Source organism: Pseudotabrizicola sp. (assembly GCF_030684215.1).
Lineage (GTDB): Bacteria > Pseudomonadota > Alphaproteobacteria > Rhodobacterales > Rhodobacteraceae > Pseudotabrizicola.
On the sequence record NZ_JAUXOV010000081.1, the window covers coordinates 1 to 13,316 of the forward strand.

Annotated in this window: 16 protein-coding genes; 10 read left to right on the forward strand and 6 right to left on the reverse strand. The window is 59.7% G+C overall.

Annotation, left to right across the window (positions count from 1 at the left end; all coding sequences use genetic code 11):
• Nucleotides 1–349: 349 nt before the first annotated feature.
• From Q8K08_RS21800 to Q8K08_RS21810, 3 genes are read right to left on the reverse strand one after another with little or no spacing between them, the layout of a single operon-like run.
• The gene (locus Q8K08_RS21800) at nt 350–904 is read right to left on the reverse strand and encodes a hypothetical protein (RefSeq protein WP_305251694.1); all 555 of its coding nucleotides are present in this window, start codon (nt 902–904) and stop codon (nt 350–352) included.
• Between the two features lie 55 nt (nt 905–959).
• On the reverse strand, nt 960–2,645 hold the full coding sequence (locus Q8K08_RS21805) for a type IV secretory system conjugative DNA transfer family protein (protein ID WP_305251695.1): 1,686 nt from the start codon (nt 2,643–2,645) through the stop codon (nt 960–962).
• A 50-nt stretch (nt 2,646–2,695) separates the two neighbouring features.
• On the reverse strand, nt 2,696–3,064 hold the full coding sequence (locus tag Q8K08_RS21810; protein ID WP_305251696.1) for a mobilization protein: 369 nt from the start codon (nt 3,062–3,064) through the stop codon (nt 2,696–2,698).
• 265 nt (nt 3,065–3,329) lie between these two features.
• Between Q8K08_RS21810 and Q8K08_RS21815 the strand changes: the two genes are divergently transcribed.
• From Q8K08_RS21815 to Q8K08_RS21825, 3 genes are all read left to right on the forward strand, one after another.
• The gene (locus Q8K08_RS21815; protein ID WP_305251697.1) at nt 3,330–3,593 is read left to right on the forward strand and encodes a hypothetical protein; all 264 of its coding nucleotides are present in this window, start codon (nt 3,330–3,332) and stop codon (nt 3,591–3,593) included.
• A gap of 101 nt (nt 3,594–3,694) precedes the next feature.
• Nucleotides 3,695–4,867, forward strand: coding sequence for a MobQ family relaxase (gene mobQ, locus Q8K08_RS21820; RefSeq protein WP_305251698.1), 1,173 nt, complete (start codon nt 3,695–3,697; stop codon nt 4,865–4,867).
• 135 nt (nt 4,868–5,002) lie between these two features.
• Nucleotides 5,003–5,479 (forward strand): tetratricopeptide repeat protein, encoded by a 477-nt coding sequence (locus Q8K08_RS21825; RefSeq protein WP_305251699.1) that lies wholly within the window; start codon nt 5,003–5,005, stop codon nt 5,477–5,479.
• A 168-nt stretch (nt 5,480–5,647) separates the two neighbouring features.
• Here the strand turns inward: Q8K08_RS21825 and Q8K08_RS21830 are convergent, their stop codons facing one another.
• Entirely contained in the window at nt 5,648–5,938 is a 291-nt protein-coding gene (locus tag Q8K08_RS21830; protein ID WP_305251700.1) for a hypothetical protein, read from the reverse strand.
• Nucleotides 5,939–6,177: 239 nt separating this feature from the next.
• Between Q8K08_RS21830 and Q8K08_RS21835 the strand changes: the two genes are divergently transcribed.
• Entirely contained in the window at nt 6,178–6,333 is a 156-nt protein-coding gene (locus tag Q8K08_RS21835) for a hypothetical protein (RefSeq protein WP_305251701.1), read from the forward strand.
• A 15-nt stretch (nt 6,334–6,348) separates the two neighbouring features.
• Here Q8K08_RS21835 and Q8K08_RS21840 read toward each other — a convergent pair whose 3' ends face one another.
• Complete coding sequence (locus tag Q8K08_RS21840; protein WP_305251702.1) at nt 6,349–6,891, reverse strand: biotin transporter BioY; 543 nt, start codon at nt 6,889–6,891, stop codon at nt 6,349–6,351.
• A gap of 321 nt (nt 6,892–7,212) precedes the next feature.
• On the opposite strand from Q8K08_RS21840, the gene Q8K08_RS21845 reads away from it, so the two are divergent.
• The 6 genes from Q8K08_RS21845 to Q8K08_RS21870 all read left to right on the forward strand — a co-directional run bounded on the left by Q8K08_RS21845 (nt 7,213) and on the right by Q8K08_RS21870 (nt 12,221).
• Nucleotides 7,213–7,752: a recombinase family protein gene (locus Q8K08_RS21845; protein WP_305251703.1), complete on the forward strand. Its 540-nt coding sequence runs from the start codon at nt 7,213–7,215 to the stop codon at nt 7,750–7,752.
• Between the two features lie 156 nt (nt 7,753–7,908).
• Complete coding sequence (locus tag Q8K08_RS21850; RefSeq protein WP_305251704.1) at nt 7,909–8,235, forward strand: HigA family addiction module antitoxin; 327 nt, start codon at nt 7,909–7,911, stop codon at nt 8,233–8,235.
• Complete coding sequence (locus tag Q8K08_RS21855) at nt 8,232–10,022, forward strand: class I SAM-dependent DNA methyltransferase (protein WP_305251705.1); 1,791 nt, start codon at nt 8,232–8,234, stop codon at nt 10,020–10,022. Before Q8K08_RS21850 ends, Q8K08_RS21855 begins: the two co-directional genes overlap by 4 nt.
• Nucleotides 10,019–11,083: a BsuBI/PstI family type II restriction endonuclease gene (locus Q8K08_RS21860; protein WP_305251706.1), complete on the forward strand. Its 1,065-nt coding sequence runs from the start codon at nt 10,019–10,021 to the stop codon at nt 11,081–11,083. The genes Q8K08_RS21855 and Q8K08_RS21860 overlap by 4 nt, the downstream gene beginning before the upstream one ends.
• Before the next feature lie 110 nt (nt 11,084–11,193).
• Entirely contained in the window at nt 11,194–11,922 is a 729-nt protein-coding gene (locus Q8K08_RS21865; RefSeq protein WP_305251707.1) for a ParA family protein, read from the forward strand.
• Nucleotides 11,919–12,221 (forward strand): hypothetical protein, encoded by a 303-nt coding sequence (locus Q8K08_RS21870; RefSeq protein WP_305251708.1) that lies wholly within the window; start codon nt 11,919–11,921, stop codon nt 12,219–12,221. The genes Q8K08_RS21865 and Q8K08_RS21870 overlap by 4 nt, the downstream gene beginning before the upstream one ends.
• Here Q8K08_RS21870 and Q8K08_RS21875 read toward each other — a convergent pair.
• Nucleotides 12,218–13,288: a replication initiator protein A gene (locus Q8K08_RS21875; RefSeq protein ID WP_305251709.1), complete on the reverse strand. Its 1,071-nt coding sequence runs from the start codon at nt 13,286–13,288 to the stop codon at nt 12,218–12,220. The two genes, Q8K08_RS21870 and Q8K08_RS21875, sit on opposite strands and share 4 nt — an antisense overlap.
• Nucleotides 13,289–13,316: the final 28 nt, after the last annotated feature.

Here is a 13,316-nt window from a genome sequence, read left to right on the forward strand (position 1 = left end):
GCCATGTCACCCTTGGGCGCGGCATCGAAAATGTCACAAACGAACAGGTCTGCCTGTTCGAGACGATCAGGCAGCAACGGAGACTTTGTTTCGTTCGTGATTTCACCCACCATGCACCTACCTTCGTGATTTCACACACGCCGTCAAGACCCTTCGTGATTTCACACACGGCAAGGGTGCTTTCGTGACTTTACACACGTTTCTTCGTGACTCTGCACACGCCCTTTCGTGACTCTGCACACAGGGCATGTCTGAAATACCATTAATATCAAATGATTATGGGCCACTTTCCATAGCGTAACACATATTTTAACACCATATAACACTCACACATGGCAGAGCTTCAGGGTCATCCCCCATAGAAAACACAAGCTAACCGACCACTTGCGTTCTCCTTCAGCCACTCGCCCCCAAGAACGGCGCAGGCAGTGCCGCTGACTGCCATAAAGCGGGGCAGAGCGATGGCCAGGCAAAGCACCAGGACCAACCCAAAGAGTGCTATGAATGGGATGCGCTTCTTCCGGCGCCCCGCACTTGCCTGATCGTCCCGCAGACGTTGAAGCACGGCCTCTTCCTGTCGGGCCAGATCATCCAGAGTGCGGCGGGTATCTTGCCGATCAGCAGCGAAGCCGGAGTGCAGGGCTTCCAACCGATTGAGAGGGACGACCAATGCCTTGTCGATCTCGTTGCCGATATGGCGGCCATAGCGTTGCGGATCAGTGTAGGACTTAGCCGCCTGTGCGGCATCCCGACTTTCCAGCGCGGTCTTCTGGACCGTCACGAGGGTTTCCCCATGCTGATCTAGCTTCTCCGACATCTTGGCGACGACGACGCCCAGAAGATCCACGGTTTCACTGAGCACGGCGAGGGATGGGGCAGGGGCGGCAGAACCGGGGCTGGGCATTGTGATTTCCGTGATCAGGGATGTGCGGTGAGTGTTATGAGATCAGCGATAGGATTTAAGCGTTCAGCGTTGCGGGTTCAGATTTAGGATTTGTGGGTTGCGCATCCGGTGACAGGTAGAGCCCGTCAAATTCCCTGTCCGCGAAGTAGCGCAACTTGCGGGCGATGATCACCGGCTTGCCCTGGACGCGCAGCAACTGGACCGAGGGGTCAATCTGCATGATTTCATCCGGGGTCATCAGGTCACGCGCCGCGATGTGCTGGGTGGTGGTGGCGATATCACCGGGCCGGTGGCTTTCGGTCTGATAGCCGATGGTTTCCTTGCCCATGCTTTGACTTAGCCATTTGGCCGTCTCAAAATCGTTCACCCCGAAGGTTTGCAGCACGCCCGCGTTGGCAACGAAGGTATTGGCCCGCGCGCCGTAGAGGTCTCTGAGCTGGCTCATGTCCTGAAGGATCGGCCAGAGTTGCAGCCCATAGCCCGCCATCAGCCCCATGGCACGCTCCACCGCTTCCAGACGGCCCAGAGCTGCGAACTCATCGAGGAGAAACAGGGCGGGCTGTTTCAGGCGCGCAGAGCCTGCCTGAGCGGCTTCCGCATCCCTTGCGATGTCCTGAAGCGCCTGGGCCACCAGAAGGCGCAGCCAGCGGCTGTAGGCATCGAGGCGGTTCGGCGGCAGGACGAGGAAGATCGAGGTCAGGTCATGCTGCAGGGAGGAGAGCTGAAAGTCTGAACGCGCCGTGGCGGCTGCGATGCGGGGGCTGTCGAGGAAATGGGTGTGGCGCTGCGCCGAGGACATCACCGAGGCCGCTTCGCGGTCGGATTTGCCGAGGAAGCGGTTGGCAGCGCGGGCGATCAAACCCCCGGCTGCGGTGCTGTCCTGCATCAGCTCCAGAAGGGTGCGGAATTTTTCTGGCGGCAGGGTCAGATATTCCCGCACGGTGGCGAGGGTCTTGCGGTCCTGATCCTCGTGCGCCACGGCGAACATGATCAGCCCTGACAGCAGCGCCTTGGCCTCTTCATTCCAATGCGCTTCCGAGACCTGGCCGGGCGGGTCCATCACCAGGGCTTCTGCCAATGAGGCGGCATCTTCGCCCATGTCGAGGCTTTCCGCGTCAAGCCGCCCGAGGGGATTATAGGCTGAGGCGGGCATGCCGGTGACGCCGAAGGGGTCGAGGATATGAACCGCGCCGAACCGCTTGCGCGCCTCGCCCGCGATCTTCGCATTCTCGCCCTTGGGGTCGATCACCAGCACCGAGCGTTCAGCCAGCAGCAGGTTCGGGATCACCGTGCCAACACCCTTGCCTGCCCTTGTCGGGGCGAGGGTCAGCAAATGCGCCGGTCCGTCATAGCGTAACAGCTTGCCGGTATCGAGGTCGCGCCCGATCAGGAGGCCCGCGCCGCCTTCGAACGCTGCGCGTTCTTTCCGGGTGGCAAAGCGCGCCGAGCCGTGGCTGTCCCCTGCCTTGCGCCCCCAGAGTTTGATGCCGGTCCGGTTCGACCAGTCACTTGCGCCGATGAACCAGCCGGTAATTGTCATCGGCCAGAACACGAACCAGTGCCAGAGGGCTTCGCCCATCGGCACGTCTGAAAGGATGATGATCACGATCAGCCAGGCGAACCAGGCAAAGCCGGTGGCGATCACCATCCAGACAAAGAACCATCCGGCGAGGATTGGGGTGACAACAACGAGGAGGGACAGCCGCGACAGCAGTCCCAAGGCGGAGAATACATACTGCAAGATGATGAAGTCCGGTTGGAAGGGCAGGGAGGCCAAGCTGCGCTTGGACCTTACGAGGGCTGACTCTTTGAGGAAGCCAGATGCTGCGTCCGCTTCTGCAGGGACGCGGGCAGGGCGGAACCCGGAGCGGCGGGCGGCGGGGCAGGGGGAGGATCTTCTGCCTTGGCGGGCTGCTTCGCATCCCAGCCTTCGAAAGCCTTGCGGTCCTGTTCGCGGGGTAGGTTGCGGATCAGGCGTTCGATCATCGCGGCAGCATTGGAATCCCGTTCCGCCAGATCGACCAGAGCGCCGCCCAGGATGATCTTGCGCCGGGTATCCAGCTTGCGCGCCTTCGTCGCCTCCCGGTTCTTCAGGGCGAGGAGGCGCGCCTTGGCCTGGGCATAGCGCTTTTCGGCGCGGTCTAATTCTGTCTCAGCCATTCGTACCTTCACACACGCCGAAATTCAAAACATCTTGGGGTTGAATGGAGCATTGACGGGGCAAGGTCAAGCGGTTACCCGTAGGCCGAATAGGTCAAGGGCGCACTTATGCAAACTCTCCATCGCCTGTGGCGCTTCCGAGATTTGCGTGCGGTCTCTCCGGGGGCATGGCCCCCCGCCGACGGCGCCCCCAGTCCGGCGCTTGCTGCACCGGATCAGGAAGAGCGTCCCGCCTTCCCGAACCCTTCCCGGCCAACCTACGCGGTTGGATTGCGTCCCGCTGTCCCTGCCGCCCTCGTTGGAACTGGCCCCGAGAGCGGGGCGGTTCCGCGATGCCACCCGTGTCAGCGGGCGATCTGGTTCAGCCTGCCCCGAGAGCGGGACAGGCTACCGGATCGGGTTTGCCGCGCTGCGCTTGTCCGGCAAACGGTTGCCCATCCTGGCGATGGCCCCGCGCGTCACTGGCAGCATGATCGCCCGCCTGTCGGCGAGGCTGCATGTCTGCCTGTTTGCGCGGTGGCACGCGTGACCGGAGGGTCAGCAAGCCGCATGCCAATTTGCATAGGTGCCTGTTTGCCTGCCCGGCTATCTGCCTGCGTTTGCCCGTCGCCGGATCGGTAGGGCGCGTGCATGGCGAGCTATCACCTCTCGGTCAAGACGGTCAAACGTAGCGCCGGACGATCCGCCACTGCGGCGGCGGCCTATCGGTCGGCGTCCGTCATCGAGTGCGACCGCGAAGGGCGCATGCACGATTACACCGCCAAGCGCGGGGTAGAGGCCTGCTTCATTCTCGCCCCCGATGATGCGCCGGAATGGGCGCAGGATCGCGCCGCGTTGTGGAATGCCGCCGAGGCGCGAGAGACCCGGTCCAATTCGGTGACCGCCCGCGAATGGGAACTGGCCTTGCCGTCAGAGATATCGGACTCGGCGCGGATCGACATCGCGCGGGCCTTCGCCGCGCAGCTGGTCGAGCGCTATGGCGTCGCGGCAGATGTAGCGATCCATGCCCCGCACCGCGAGGGCGATCAGCGCAATCATCATGCCCACATTCTGACCACCACCCGCGTCTTGTCCGCCGAGGGGCTGACCGACAAGACCCGCATACTTGATGCGGCAAGCACGGGCGGGCCGGAGATCGAGGCCATGCGCGGCTACTGGGCCGAGTTGCAAAACCACGCCCTTGAGCTGGCGGGGCAAGAGGAGCGCGTCGATCATCGGTCATTGGAGGTGCAGCGCGAAGAGGCATTGTCCCTTGGTGACACGTTGAAGGCCGAAGAACTGGACCGCGAGCCGGAGCTGAAGCTTGGCCCCGCTGCCAATGCCATTGAGCGCCGCGAACAGCTGACCGCCGAGGCCGAGGGCCGCGATTACGCGCCGCTGACCCAGAGGGGCGCACGGGTGCATGCGGTTCGCCAGGCCAAGGCGATTTTTGTCGAAATGCGCGAGCGGTTGGAACTGGCGCGAGATGCCTGGGCCGAGGCGCGCGAAGAGGGCCACGGCCACGTCAGCGCCGGGTTGGCGGCGTTGCGCGCCGTCGCTGGGCGGCAGGCGAAGGAACTGGACCAGGACGAGATCAAACAGCGCTTGGCACGCATTGCCGGGCGTGATCTTGGCGCGAATGAATCCGCCCATGATGCAGGGGCAGACGCTATCCGCGACCGGCTCAAGCAAGTGCTTGGGCGGGACAAGCCCGATCCGAGGATTGAGCAGCAGCGAAAGCTGGAGGAAGAGCGCGAAAAGCAGCGTCAGCTTGAGCTGGAAAGACAGCGCGTACGCGATAGGGATCTGGGTTGGGAGCTGTGAATCGTGCTAGTGCCCTCGTTAACATAAAAAAAGTCCCGCAGTTGCTGGGCGTTCTGGCACTGTATCACACATGCTTGAATGGCACTTCATAGTGCGGGTGCTACCTCCCCTAACATCACATCTATGGAGTTCGTCATGTCACTTCGGAAGATTTATGTTACCAATTTTGCCGTATTTTCGCTGCTTTTGCCGCTAGCTCCACCAAGCTTTGCAGCAGGCACCGAGGACGGATCGTATCAATCAACAGTTACTGCCGTGCCCGGTAGCTACGCTGAGGCTAAAAAACTAATATCCGAAGCCAACTATAGTGAAGCGCGCACTATGCTCCAAGGCATCACTTCCGCCGAGCCGAGCAATGCCGACGCCTGGAACTTGTTGGGGTTTTCTTCGCGCAAACTGGGTGATTTGACGGCGGCATCGAAAGCCTATTCCCAAGCCTTGAAATTGAACCCTGGGCACTTGGGCGCACTGGAATATCAAGGTGAGATGTATATCCAGATGGGTGATTCGACCAAGGCGAAGGCCAACTTGGTCACCTTGCAGGGGCTATGCGGCAATTGCGAAGAGATGCGGGATCTGCAGAAAGCACTGACTGCTGCTGGAATTTACTGAATCAATAGGCCCCGCTTGGTCAGGCGGGGTGACTTAGTGCGTGCTTAGGTCCGCTGGGTGCAAATCTGGGGGCTTCGCCACGCTACCAATTAAAAAAAGTGGTCGGACATTGTCCGGCCACTTTCAATTTGCGGGGCTTCACTCAAGCCTGCGCAGTAATGAACTCAATTAGTCCCGGCCACTCTGCTGTGCGCCATATCCGCCCGGACCGGCTTCATAAGGTGTGCCGTCAAGGTGGTAGTCTGCAGCTGGTTTGTTGTACTTTTCTTCGCCGTTCTTGCCGGTTGCGAACACGGCCACATGGCCAGGATGCAGTGTTCCCTGCTCTTGGGCTCGAAACGCTACGCCGCCTGATTTCTCCACACCATTGCTACCGGTAGTGACGGACTGGCCGTCTGCGACGGCGCTTGACGCCGACAAGGCCAGAAGAACGGCGGTAACTGTCAGTTTTTTATGCACTTAAATGCCTCCAGAATGGGTTAATGTTTCACAATTCGCATATGGAGTGGACCTTTCATTTGTCCAAAAACGTTCTCGTGAAGGACCAGAAGAGGATCGCTATTAGTCTGGCAGACCATAGTTAGTTGGGGTCTTACATCCCTAAAACGGTCGTTATTGACCAAGACAGAAATGCTTGAGTTTTGTTCCTGCCCGCAGACCTAACACCCGGAGACATTGTGAGGACCTCGACCAGCAAGATGTATCTCGCGCAGCAGATGCTTTCCCTTCTCGAGGAGGGATCGAAACCGCAAAATCGCGCCGCACTGGTGCAGGTGGGTTTCCTTTCTCGCTGGGAATCCGAGCGGGAAATGGTCGCGAAGAGCCCATTGCCGTCGTTGAGCGTCGTGCCCTAAGCGTTTTCACCGGGATCAGGCGCGGGCCAGGAGGGCACCGGGGCGGGCGCGTGCGATGGATTGGGTGACGAGGCCGGTCAGCACTGCCTTGATCACATCGCCGGGGAGAAAGGCGAGGGCCAGCAGGGATGCCTCGGACCATGTCTTATCCAGCACGATGGACATGCCGGTGATGCCGAAGACATACATCACGCCGATGCCGCCGATTACCCCGCCTGCGGTGGCCGCCCAGAACGGGGGCAGCGTGGTGCGCTCCATGATCCAGCCGGCGGTGAAGGCAGCGAGTGGGAAGCCCACGAGGAAGCCCACCGAGGGGCCGACGAAGACGCCAAGGCCGCCGCGCCCGCCTGACAGCAGCGGCAGGCCGAGGGCGACGAGCAGGAGGAACAGCAGGACCGCCAGCAGGCCACGCTTTGCCCCAAGTACGGTGCCGCAAAGCATGATACCCAGCGATTGTGCGGTGACCGGCACGGCACCCGCCACATAGAGCGGCGGCACGAGGCCCAGCACGGCGATCAGGGCGGCGAACAGGGCGATATAGGTCAGGCTGCGTTCCATTGGATCCTCGGGGGGGCTGGGATAACCCTGCTTTAGCCTACGCCGCCACGGGCGTGCAAGCCGCCACCGCTGCCGCCTGTAAAACCCGTCAGACAAGCGTCTGTAATCGGCTGGTGCAGTTTCAGGCAGTCTAAGCAAAGGATGCCAAGCGCCCGCATCGCTGGCGGTCTGTCAGGACAAAAACCTCTGGTCTTAATGAGGTGGTCAAATACGGTTGTTTCTGTCCCGACCCCCTGCCCTACCCAGCATCAAGGGCTTAGACTGGACAAAAACCCATGACTAAACCTTTGCGGTTTTGGGAGGTTTTTGGCAAAGTGCAGCATGATCATCGGATACGCTCGCGTTAGCACGGAAGACCAGAACCTGGACGGCCAGCTCGACGCCTTGAAGGCGGCGGGTGCCGAGAGGATCTTCGCTGACAAGATCACCGGCACGGCCCGCAGCAGGCCCGAGCTGGACCGCTTGCTCGATCAGCTTCGCCAAGGCGACGTGATCACCGTCACCAAGTATGACCGCCTCGCCCGTTCCTTGCGTGACCTTCTCGATATCGTGGACACGATCCAGGCGCACGGCGCGGGTTTCCGGTCGCTTGCCGAAGACATCGACACCACCACGCCCGCCGGTCGGCTGGTGTTTCATGTCTTTGCGTCCATCGCCCAGTTTGAGCGGGAGCGGATTTCGGAGCGGACCAAGGAGGGGCTGGAAGCGGCGCGTAAACGTGGCCGCGTCGGGGGCAGGCCCCCTGCCCTATCGACTGCCCAAAAGGCTGAGGTGCGCCGAATGCGCGATGAAGAACTGAGGCCGCTGCCCGAGATCGCACAGCTTTTCCGCGTCAGCGTGAAAACCATCCGACGCACGTGATGACACCGTTCCACCTTGGCCGCTGTATCACTGTTCTGTGCTCATTCTGCCATACGGTGCGCACTTGTGTTAAGAACAAAAAAAGAACATTGTTGTAATTCGTGACGTTACAGAGCACGGTTCCTAGAACGATTTCCGGGAAAGAAAACGATAGAAATGGCCGCGAAAACAAGGGTGAAAGCACCAGCCCATCCGGGCAGCTTCGTTTGTGCCGAGGTGATTCAGCCACTTGGTTTATCCATCACGGACGCCGCGCAGATTCTGGGCGTGACACGACCTGCATTGTCGAAGTTCCTGAACGGACGGGCGAGTCTTTCGCCGGAAATGGCGCTGCGGATCGAAAAGGCGTTTGACATTTCCATGGACACGTTGATGCGGATGCAGAGCAGCTACGACATCGCCGAAGCGCGCAAGAAAGAAGGTAAAATCAATGTTCTCCCCTTCCAAGGAAGACCGCATCTCATGCGGATGAAGTCCGCATGAGTATCGCCCTTGTTTCCGAAAAGCCGCAACGCAGGAGCAAAGCTCCTGACCTTGGACTTGCCCGGCAAGAGCTTGCCCGCGCTCGCGTTGTCGCCCGCGCATGGGCGGAGACTGTAGCGGAGGCACAGCGCACGGACCTCGCGGCGCTCTTTGCGCGCAAAGCTATCGAGTTCTTTGGCAGCCAAGTGGTCGCTGGACTTTATGTCAGTAAACCTTTTGCAGCCCCTACTGGTGAGCTGGACGACACGGCTCTGCACCTTGCGCGGTCAATGGGCCGCATGGCTGCCCATCTCCCGATACTTGAGGGCTGCCACGCCCTTACAAGCCTCTACACGGCCCTGCTTCCAAGCCGGGAGCGGAGCGCCATGGGTGCATTCTATACGCCGCCTGCCCTGACCCAGAGGTTGCTCGACCTTGCTGAGGAGGGAGGGCTCGACTGGACGACAGCCCGTGTGCTCGATCCCGCGAGTGGCGGGGGTGCGTTTCTTCTCGAAGCTGCGGTTCGGATGCGCGCCCATCTGAAAGACAGCGATCCCGCCTTCATCCTCGCGCAGCTTGGCCACCGGCTTTCAGGTCTGGAGCTTGATCCCCATGCGGCCGGATTATCCCAGACAGCGTTGGAGATTATGCTCTCCGACCTCGCCAGGGCGAGTGGCCGCGAGGTGCCGGTGTTCGTCAAGACATGCGACACCCTAGAGGAGCCACCCAGGCCCATCTATGATCTGGTGGTCGGAAACCCCCCCTATGGGCGGGTGCAGCTGACACCAGCGCAGCGACAGCGCTACAGTCGCAGCCTCTTCGGCCATGCCAACCTTTATGGTGTATTCACCGACGTGGCGCTTCGCTGGACCCGGCCAGGCGGCATTGTCGCCTACCTCACGCCGACGAGTGTGTTGGGGGGGCAATATTACACGGCGCTGCGTCGCCTGCTGGCCGAGGAAGCGCCTCCGGTCGCGATAGATTTCGTGCACGCGCGCAAGGGAGTGTTCGAGGATGTCCTGCAGGAAACTCTGCTCGCCCTCTATCGCCGGGGTGGTGAGCGCGGCAGGTTTCAGGTCCATTATCTTAATGTCGAAAGCGAGCTACGGGTTCGGCTCACGAAGAACGGAACGGTCGGTCTTCCGAAGGATACGGGCGCACCGTGGATTGCTCCTCGCGATCCCCGTCACGTTCGTCTGATTGAGGCGGCAGAAGCTATGCCGACGCGCCTTGCGGATTGGGGGTATGAGGTTTCTACTGGTCCCCTCATCTGGAACCGCTTCAAGTCGCAGATGCGTGCCCGAGCAGGCCGAGGGCATTTCCCTCTCATTTGGGCCGAGGCCGTGACACCGGACGGGTGCTTCATTTTCCGGGCCAATAAGAGAAACCACAGTCCATACTTCAAGACGGAGCCAGGAGATGACTGGCTTATCGTCAACAAGAGCTGCGTTCTGGTGCAGCGCACCACGGCCAAGGAGCAGCTGCGCCGCCTGATCGCAGCCGAGCTGCCCGCGATGTTCATCGAGACCCATGGGGGTGTCGTTGTCGAAAACCATCTGAACATGGTCCGGCCCATCGGCATGCCAAAGGTCTCGTCCGCTGCCGTCGCCGCCGTTCTGAACAGCGATACGGTCGATCAGATGTTCCGCTGCATCAGCGGCAGTGTCGCCGTTTCCGCTTTTGAGCTTGAGGCCATTCCGTTGCCCACGGCGGATGCCATGGCACAGATCGAGCGCCTTGTTACGAGCGGGGCGAAACGGACTGCGATTGAGCAGGCCCTTCTTGGCCTCTACGGGGGTAAGGTATGAGCTTGCCCCACGTTCTGTCTTGGCCTGAGATTCATGCCCGTCTGCCAGTAATTTTCCCGGATGGATCAGCCAATCGGGAACACTGCATTTGGGAGATCGCGGCGAAAACCATCTTCGTCATGGCCTATGTCGGGGCGGTCGAAGGTTTGAGCGTCTGGATAAGGCCCGATCAGGTCACGCGCATGACCGACGACCAGGCCGCAAAACTAGATGCCGAAGCGCGTGGCGCATGGGCGAAGGAATCGATGAAGCCCAGCAAGGCTGACGTGCCGGGTCGCTGGTATGCGGTCAACACGCGCGAATCTATCCGCGACGATACGATCCGCTATGCCCTGATCCAGAACGGTGCTGTCATCGATAAACCGGGCCTTTCCACCACCTCACCGGCGGGCCGCTATGCCTTGCAGGCGGAGTTTGCTGATCTACTGGCACCAGACATCGATGAGGCGACATTTATCGCTAAGGCGTCTGCGTGGCGCGGAAAACATTTGAACGCTGGTGCATTGGCGCGCATCGCCATCGTGCGCAGGGGAGCAGCAGGTGGCGGCCAGTATGAGCTTGTCACCTTCCCCAACGGTGAGACTCGCCGCTTAACGACTGGACCGAGCGCCGATATTTCGAAGGCGGTTATTGAGGTGTTCGCGCCGAAATTTCTTGAGAAGCCAGGTGTTATTTCGCTCAGCGAGAGTGGCAACAAGGTCGTTGCCCGTGATGACGAGCTCGCTAAGGCCATTGGCCTGGTAATTCCGGCTGACAAGAACCTTCCCGATATCGTCCTTGTAGATCTTGGCCCATCGCATCCCCTCCTTGTCTTTGTGGAAGTGGTGCACACAGACGGGCCTGTGAATGACACCCGAAGAACAGCGCTCCTGCTGATCGCTGAGGGTGCGGGCTTCCCTCCTCAGCACGTTGCATTCGTCACGGCATTTCTGGATCGTGCATCCCCGGCTTTCCGCAAGACGGTTAGCAGTCTCGCTTGGGGCAGCTACGCTTGGTTTGCCTCTGAGCCTGACTGCCTTGTCGTGTTCAGCGGCAGTCCGCTACAGATCAAAGGCGGCTAAGGCTGCGGCCTTGAGCGCGCGGCACAAATATCTATATCTTTAAAGTTAACACTGTAGATATATGCAACGTTAACATTGACATTAAAGATGACTTGGACCAGAGTCGCCCTATGTTTGTAATCACCTTCGCAAACCCGAAGGGCGGATCGGGGAAAACCACCTCCGCCATGTTGCTCGCCGAGCAGATCGCCCTTTCGGGTGGCAGGGTTGCCATTCTCGACCTGGACCCAAACGCCAACATCCTTGCTTGGGCAAGGGAGCGTGAAGAAGCGGGCAGAGACCTGCCTTTTGCCGTTCATGCCCGCCCGCAGGTGGAAGACACCGTCGCCTTGATCGACGGCATGGAAGCAGAGGCGGATTATCTCATCATCGACCTTGAGGGGTCGAAGGATCAGATCGTTACATTCGCCTTGTCTCGCACGGACCTGTGCATCATTCCTATGGACGGTTCACCTATGGAAGCACGGCAAGCAGCTCAGGCCGTGCGCCTTGTCGAAACCACTTCTAGGATGATCAGAAGCCCGATTGCCTACACGTTGCTTTTTGCGCGCACAAACGCTGCCTTCCTGACAACCGACGAAAGAGACGTGCGGCAGGAAATGGAGACCAACAATATCAACACTTTGCCCGTGCGGATCGCGCGCCGCGCGCCCTACACCCGGATTTTCCGTGACAGCATGTTGCTTGCGGAGCTGCCCGATCTGGTGGCTCAGGAGATGAAGGGTAAGACGGCATCTGCGACCGAAAAGGCGCAAAAGCAGGTGGCTTCTGCCATCGAGAACGCCCGCGATTATGCTCAGGCCGTCATTGATACCCTTATGAAAGCGAAGGCAGCATGAGCGGAAAGTATGGGTTTGGTGGAGGCATCGAGCTTCCTAAGATTGACAGCTCCAAGCCCCGTGCTGTGCCCGATCAAGGCGCGCTGAAAGAGGCAGTAGAAGCAGGCACAACGCTTGGCTTTGTCAGTCGTGAACCTTCTGCCAAACGCAGGCCTGGGCCAAAACGAACCGAAGCGCAGGACAAAGTTTCTATTCCTGGACCGAAGCGCGTCATCGACCAGTTTCGCGCATTCTGCAATGAACAGAACGTCACGCTTTGGGAAGGGCTGGAACTGCTTTTGCAGAGCAGGGGCCGCTAAGGGCGGCCCCGCCGCTCATACCACTTCTTGCAGAAGCCTAGGAAAGCTTTGTCAGGATTTTTGGGGGCATCAAGCCCACCATCCGCCATCCAGCTGCGCCATTCGCTTTCAAGGACATAGACATCCCAACCGGGAGCCACCACGCGCGCTTCCGTCAGGGCGTCCGGGCTAATGCGCACGGATGCAAAACTAGGCACGCCCGCAGTTTGCTGGTCTTCCAGCATTGTCCCGCGATTGGTGAAAGTGATCATGTCCTCGCCCATCTGGACGCCATAGTCAGGGATATGGGCATGCTCTTTGTCATGCTCGACGATGTTCTGAATTAGCCGGCGAAACTCCCGCAGGGTCGATGAAGAGCCGCATTTCCTCTGCAGGACGGGCAGGGTGATACGCCATTCCTTCTTCTGTCCACAGTGCTTGCGCGCCAGCTCATACAGACGGCGCTCAATCGGCTTCCGCAGCCGAAAGTAGTCACGGTGGAAGGTAAGGACTTCTTTCGCCCGGATCGCATTGAACACCCAGTCCGAAAGCTGAACTTCAATCTCTTGCATCCGCCCGTCGCGGGTTTGCCGCACGATCCTTGCGCGGTCGATGATGCTGAAAATGTCGAGCTGTTCAGTCTCACCCGTTACGATGTTTGTTTCAATCTGCGTGCCTTGAAGCCGGATCAACGCACTTCGCAGAGCATCATAGCCACGGCCATCAGTGACGCGGTTTGTTGCCTTCAGGAAGTCGTATGCCTTCATTCTCAGTGTCTTGGAGGGCATTTTTCCGTCATTGATCGCGGCCATTAGCTGGCTGATACAGTAGATCAGGACATCACGGTCATGGATGGTTGCCAACCCTTCGGCGGAGGGCTTCACTTCCACAAAATTCTTACCGGTTTCGTCTTCGTATCTGCGGATACGATGATCGGGCTTGGTCGAAAGTGAAAAGATCGGGTGCGCCATCGAAGCCATGTCACCCTTGGGCGCGGCATCGAAAATGTCACAAACGAACAGGTCTGCCTGTTCGAGACGATCAGGCAGCAACGGAGACTTTGTTTCGTTCGTGATTTCACCCACCATGCACCTACCTTCGTGATTTCACACACGC

Bases quoted from the DNA above. Each gene is read 5' to 3' on its own strand.
- Q8K08_RS21865 (WP_305251707.1), top strand. From the start codon at position 11,194: ATGTTTGTAATCACCTTCGCAAACCCGAAGGGCGGATCGGGGAAAACC.
- Q8K08_RS21850 (WP_305251704.1), top strand. From the start codon at position 7,909: ATGGCCGCGAAAACAAGGGTGAAAGCACCAGCCCATCCGGGCAGCTTC.
- Q8K08_RS21845 (WP_305251703.1), top strand. From the start codon at position 7,213: ATGATCATCGGATACGCTCGCGTTAGCACGGAAGACCAGAACCTGGAC.
- Q8K08_RS21825 (WP_305251699.1), top strand. From the start codon at position 5,003: ATGTCACTTCGGAAGATTTATGTTACCAATTTTGCCGTATTTTCGCTG.
- Q8K08_RS21860 (WP_305251706.1), top strand. From the start codon at position 10,019: ATGAGCTTGCCCCACGTTCTGTCTTGGCCTGAGATTCATGCCCGTCTG.
- Q8K08_RS21855 (WP_305251705.1), top strand. From the start codon at position 8,232: ATGAGTATCGCCCTTGTTTCCGAAAAGCCGCAACGCAGGAGCAAAGCT.
- Q8K08_RS21835 (WP_305251701.1), top strand. From the start codon at position 6,178: ATGTATCTCGCGCAGCAGATGCTTTCCCTTCTCGAGGAGGGATCGAAA.
- Q8K08_RS21875 (WP_305251709.1), bottom strand. From the start codon at position 13,288: ATGGTGGGTGAAATCACGAACGAAACAAAGTCTCCGTTGCTGCCTGAT.
- Q8K08_RS21800 (WP_305251694.1), bottom strand. From the start codon at position 904: ATGCCCAGCCCCGGTTCTGCCGCCCCTGCCCCATCCCTCGCCGTGCTC.
- Q8K08_RS21870 (WP_305251708.1), top strand. From the start codon at position 11,919: ATGAGCGGAAAGTATGGGTTTGGTGGAGGCATCGAGCTTCCTAAGATT.
- Q8K08_RS21840 (WP_305251702.1), bottom strand. From the start codon at position 6,891: ATGGAACGCAGCCTGACCTATATCGCCCTGTTCGCCGCCCTGATCGCC.
- Q8K08_RS21810 (WP_305251696.1), bottom strand. From the start codon at position 3,064: ATGGCTGAGACAGAATTAGACCGCGCCGAAAAGCGCTATGCCCAGGCC.
- mobQ (WP_305251698.1), top strand. From the start codon at position 3,695: ATGGCGAGCTATCACCTCTCGGTCAAGACGGTCAAACGTAGCGCCGGA.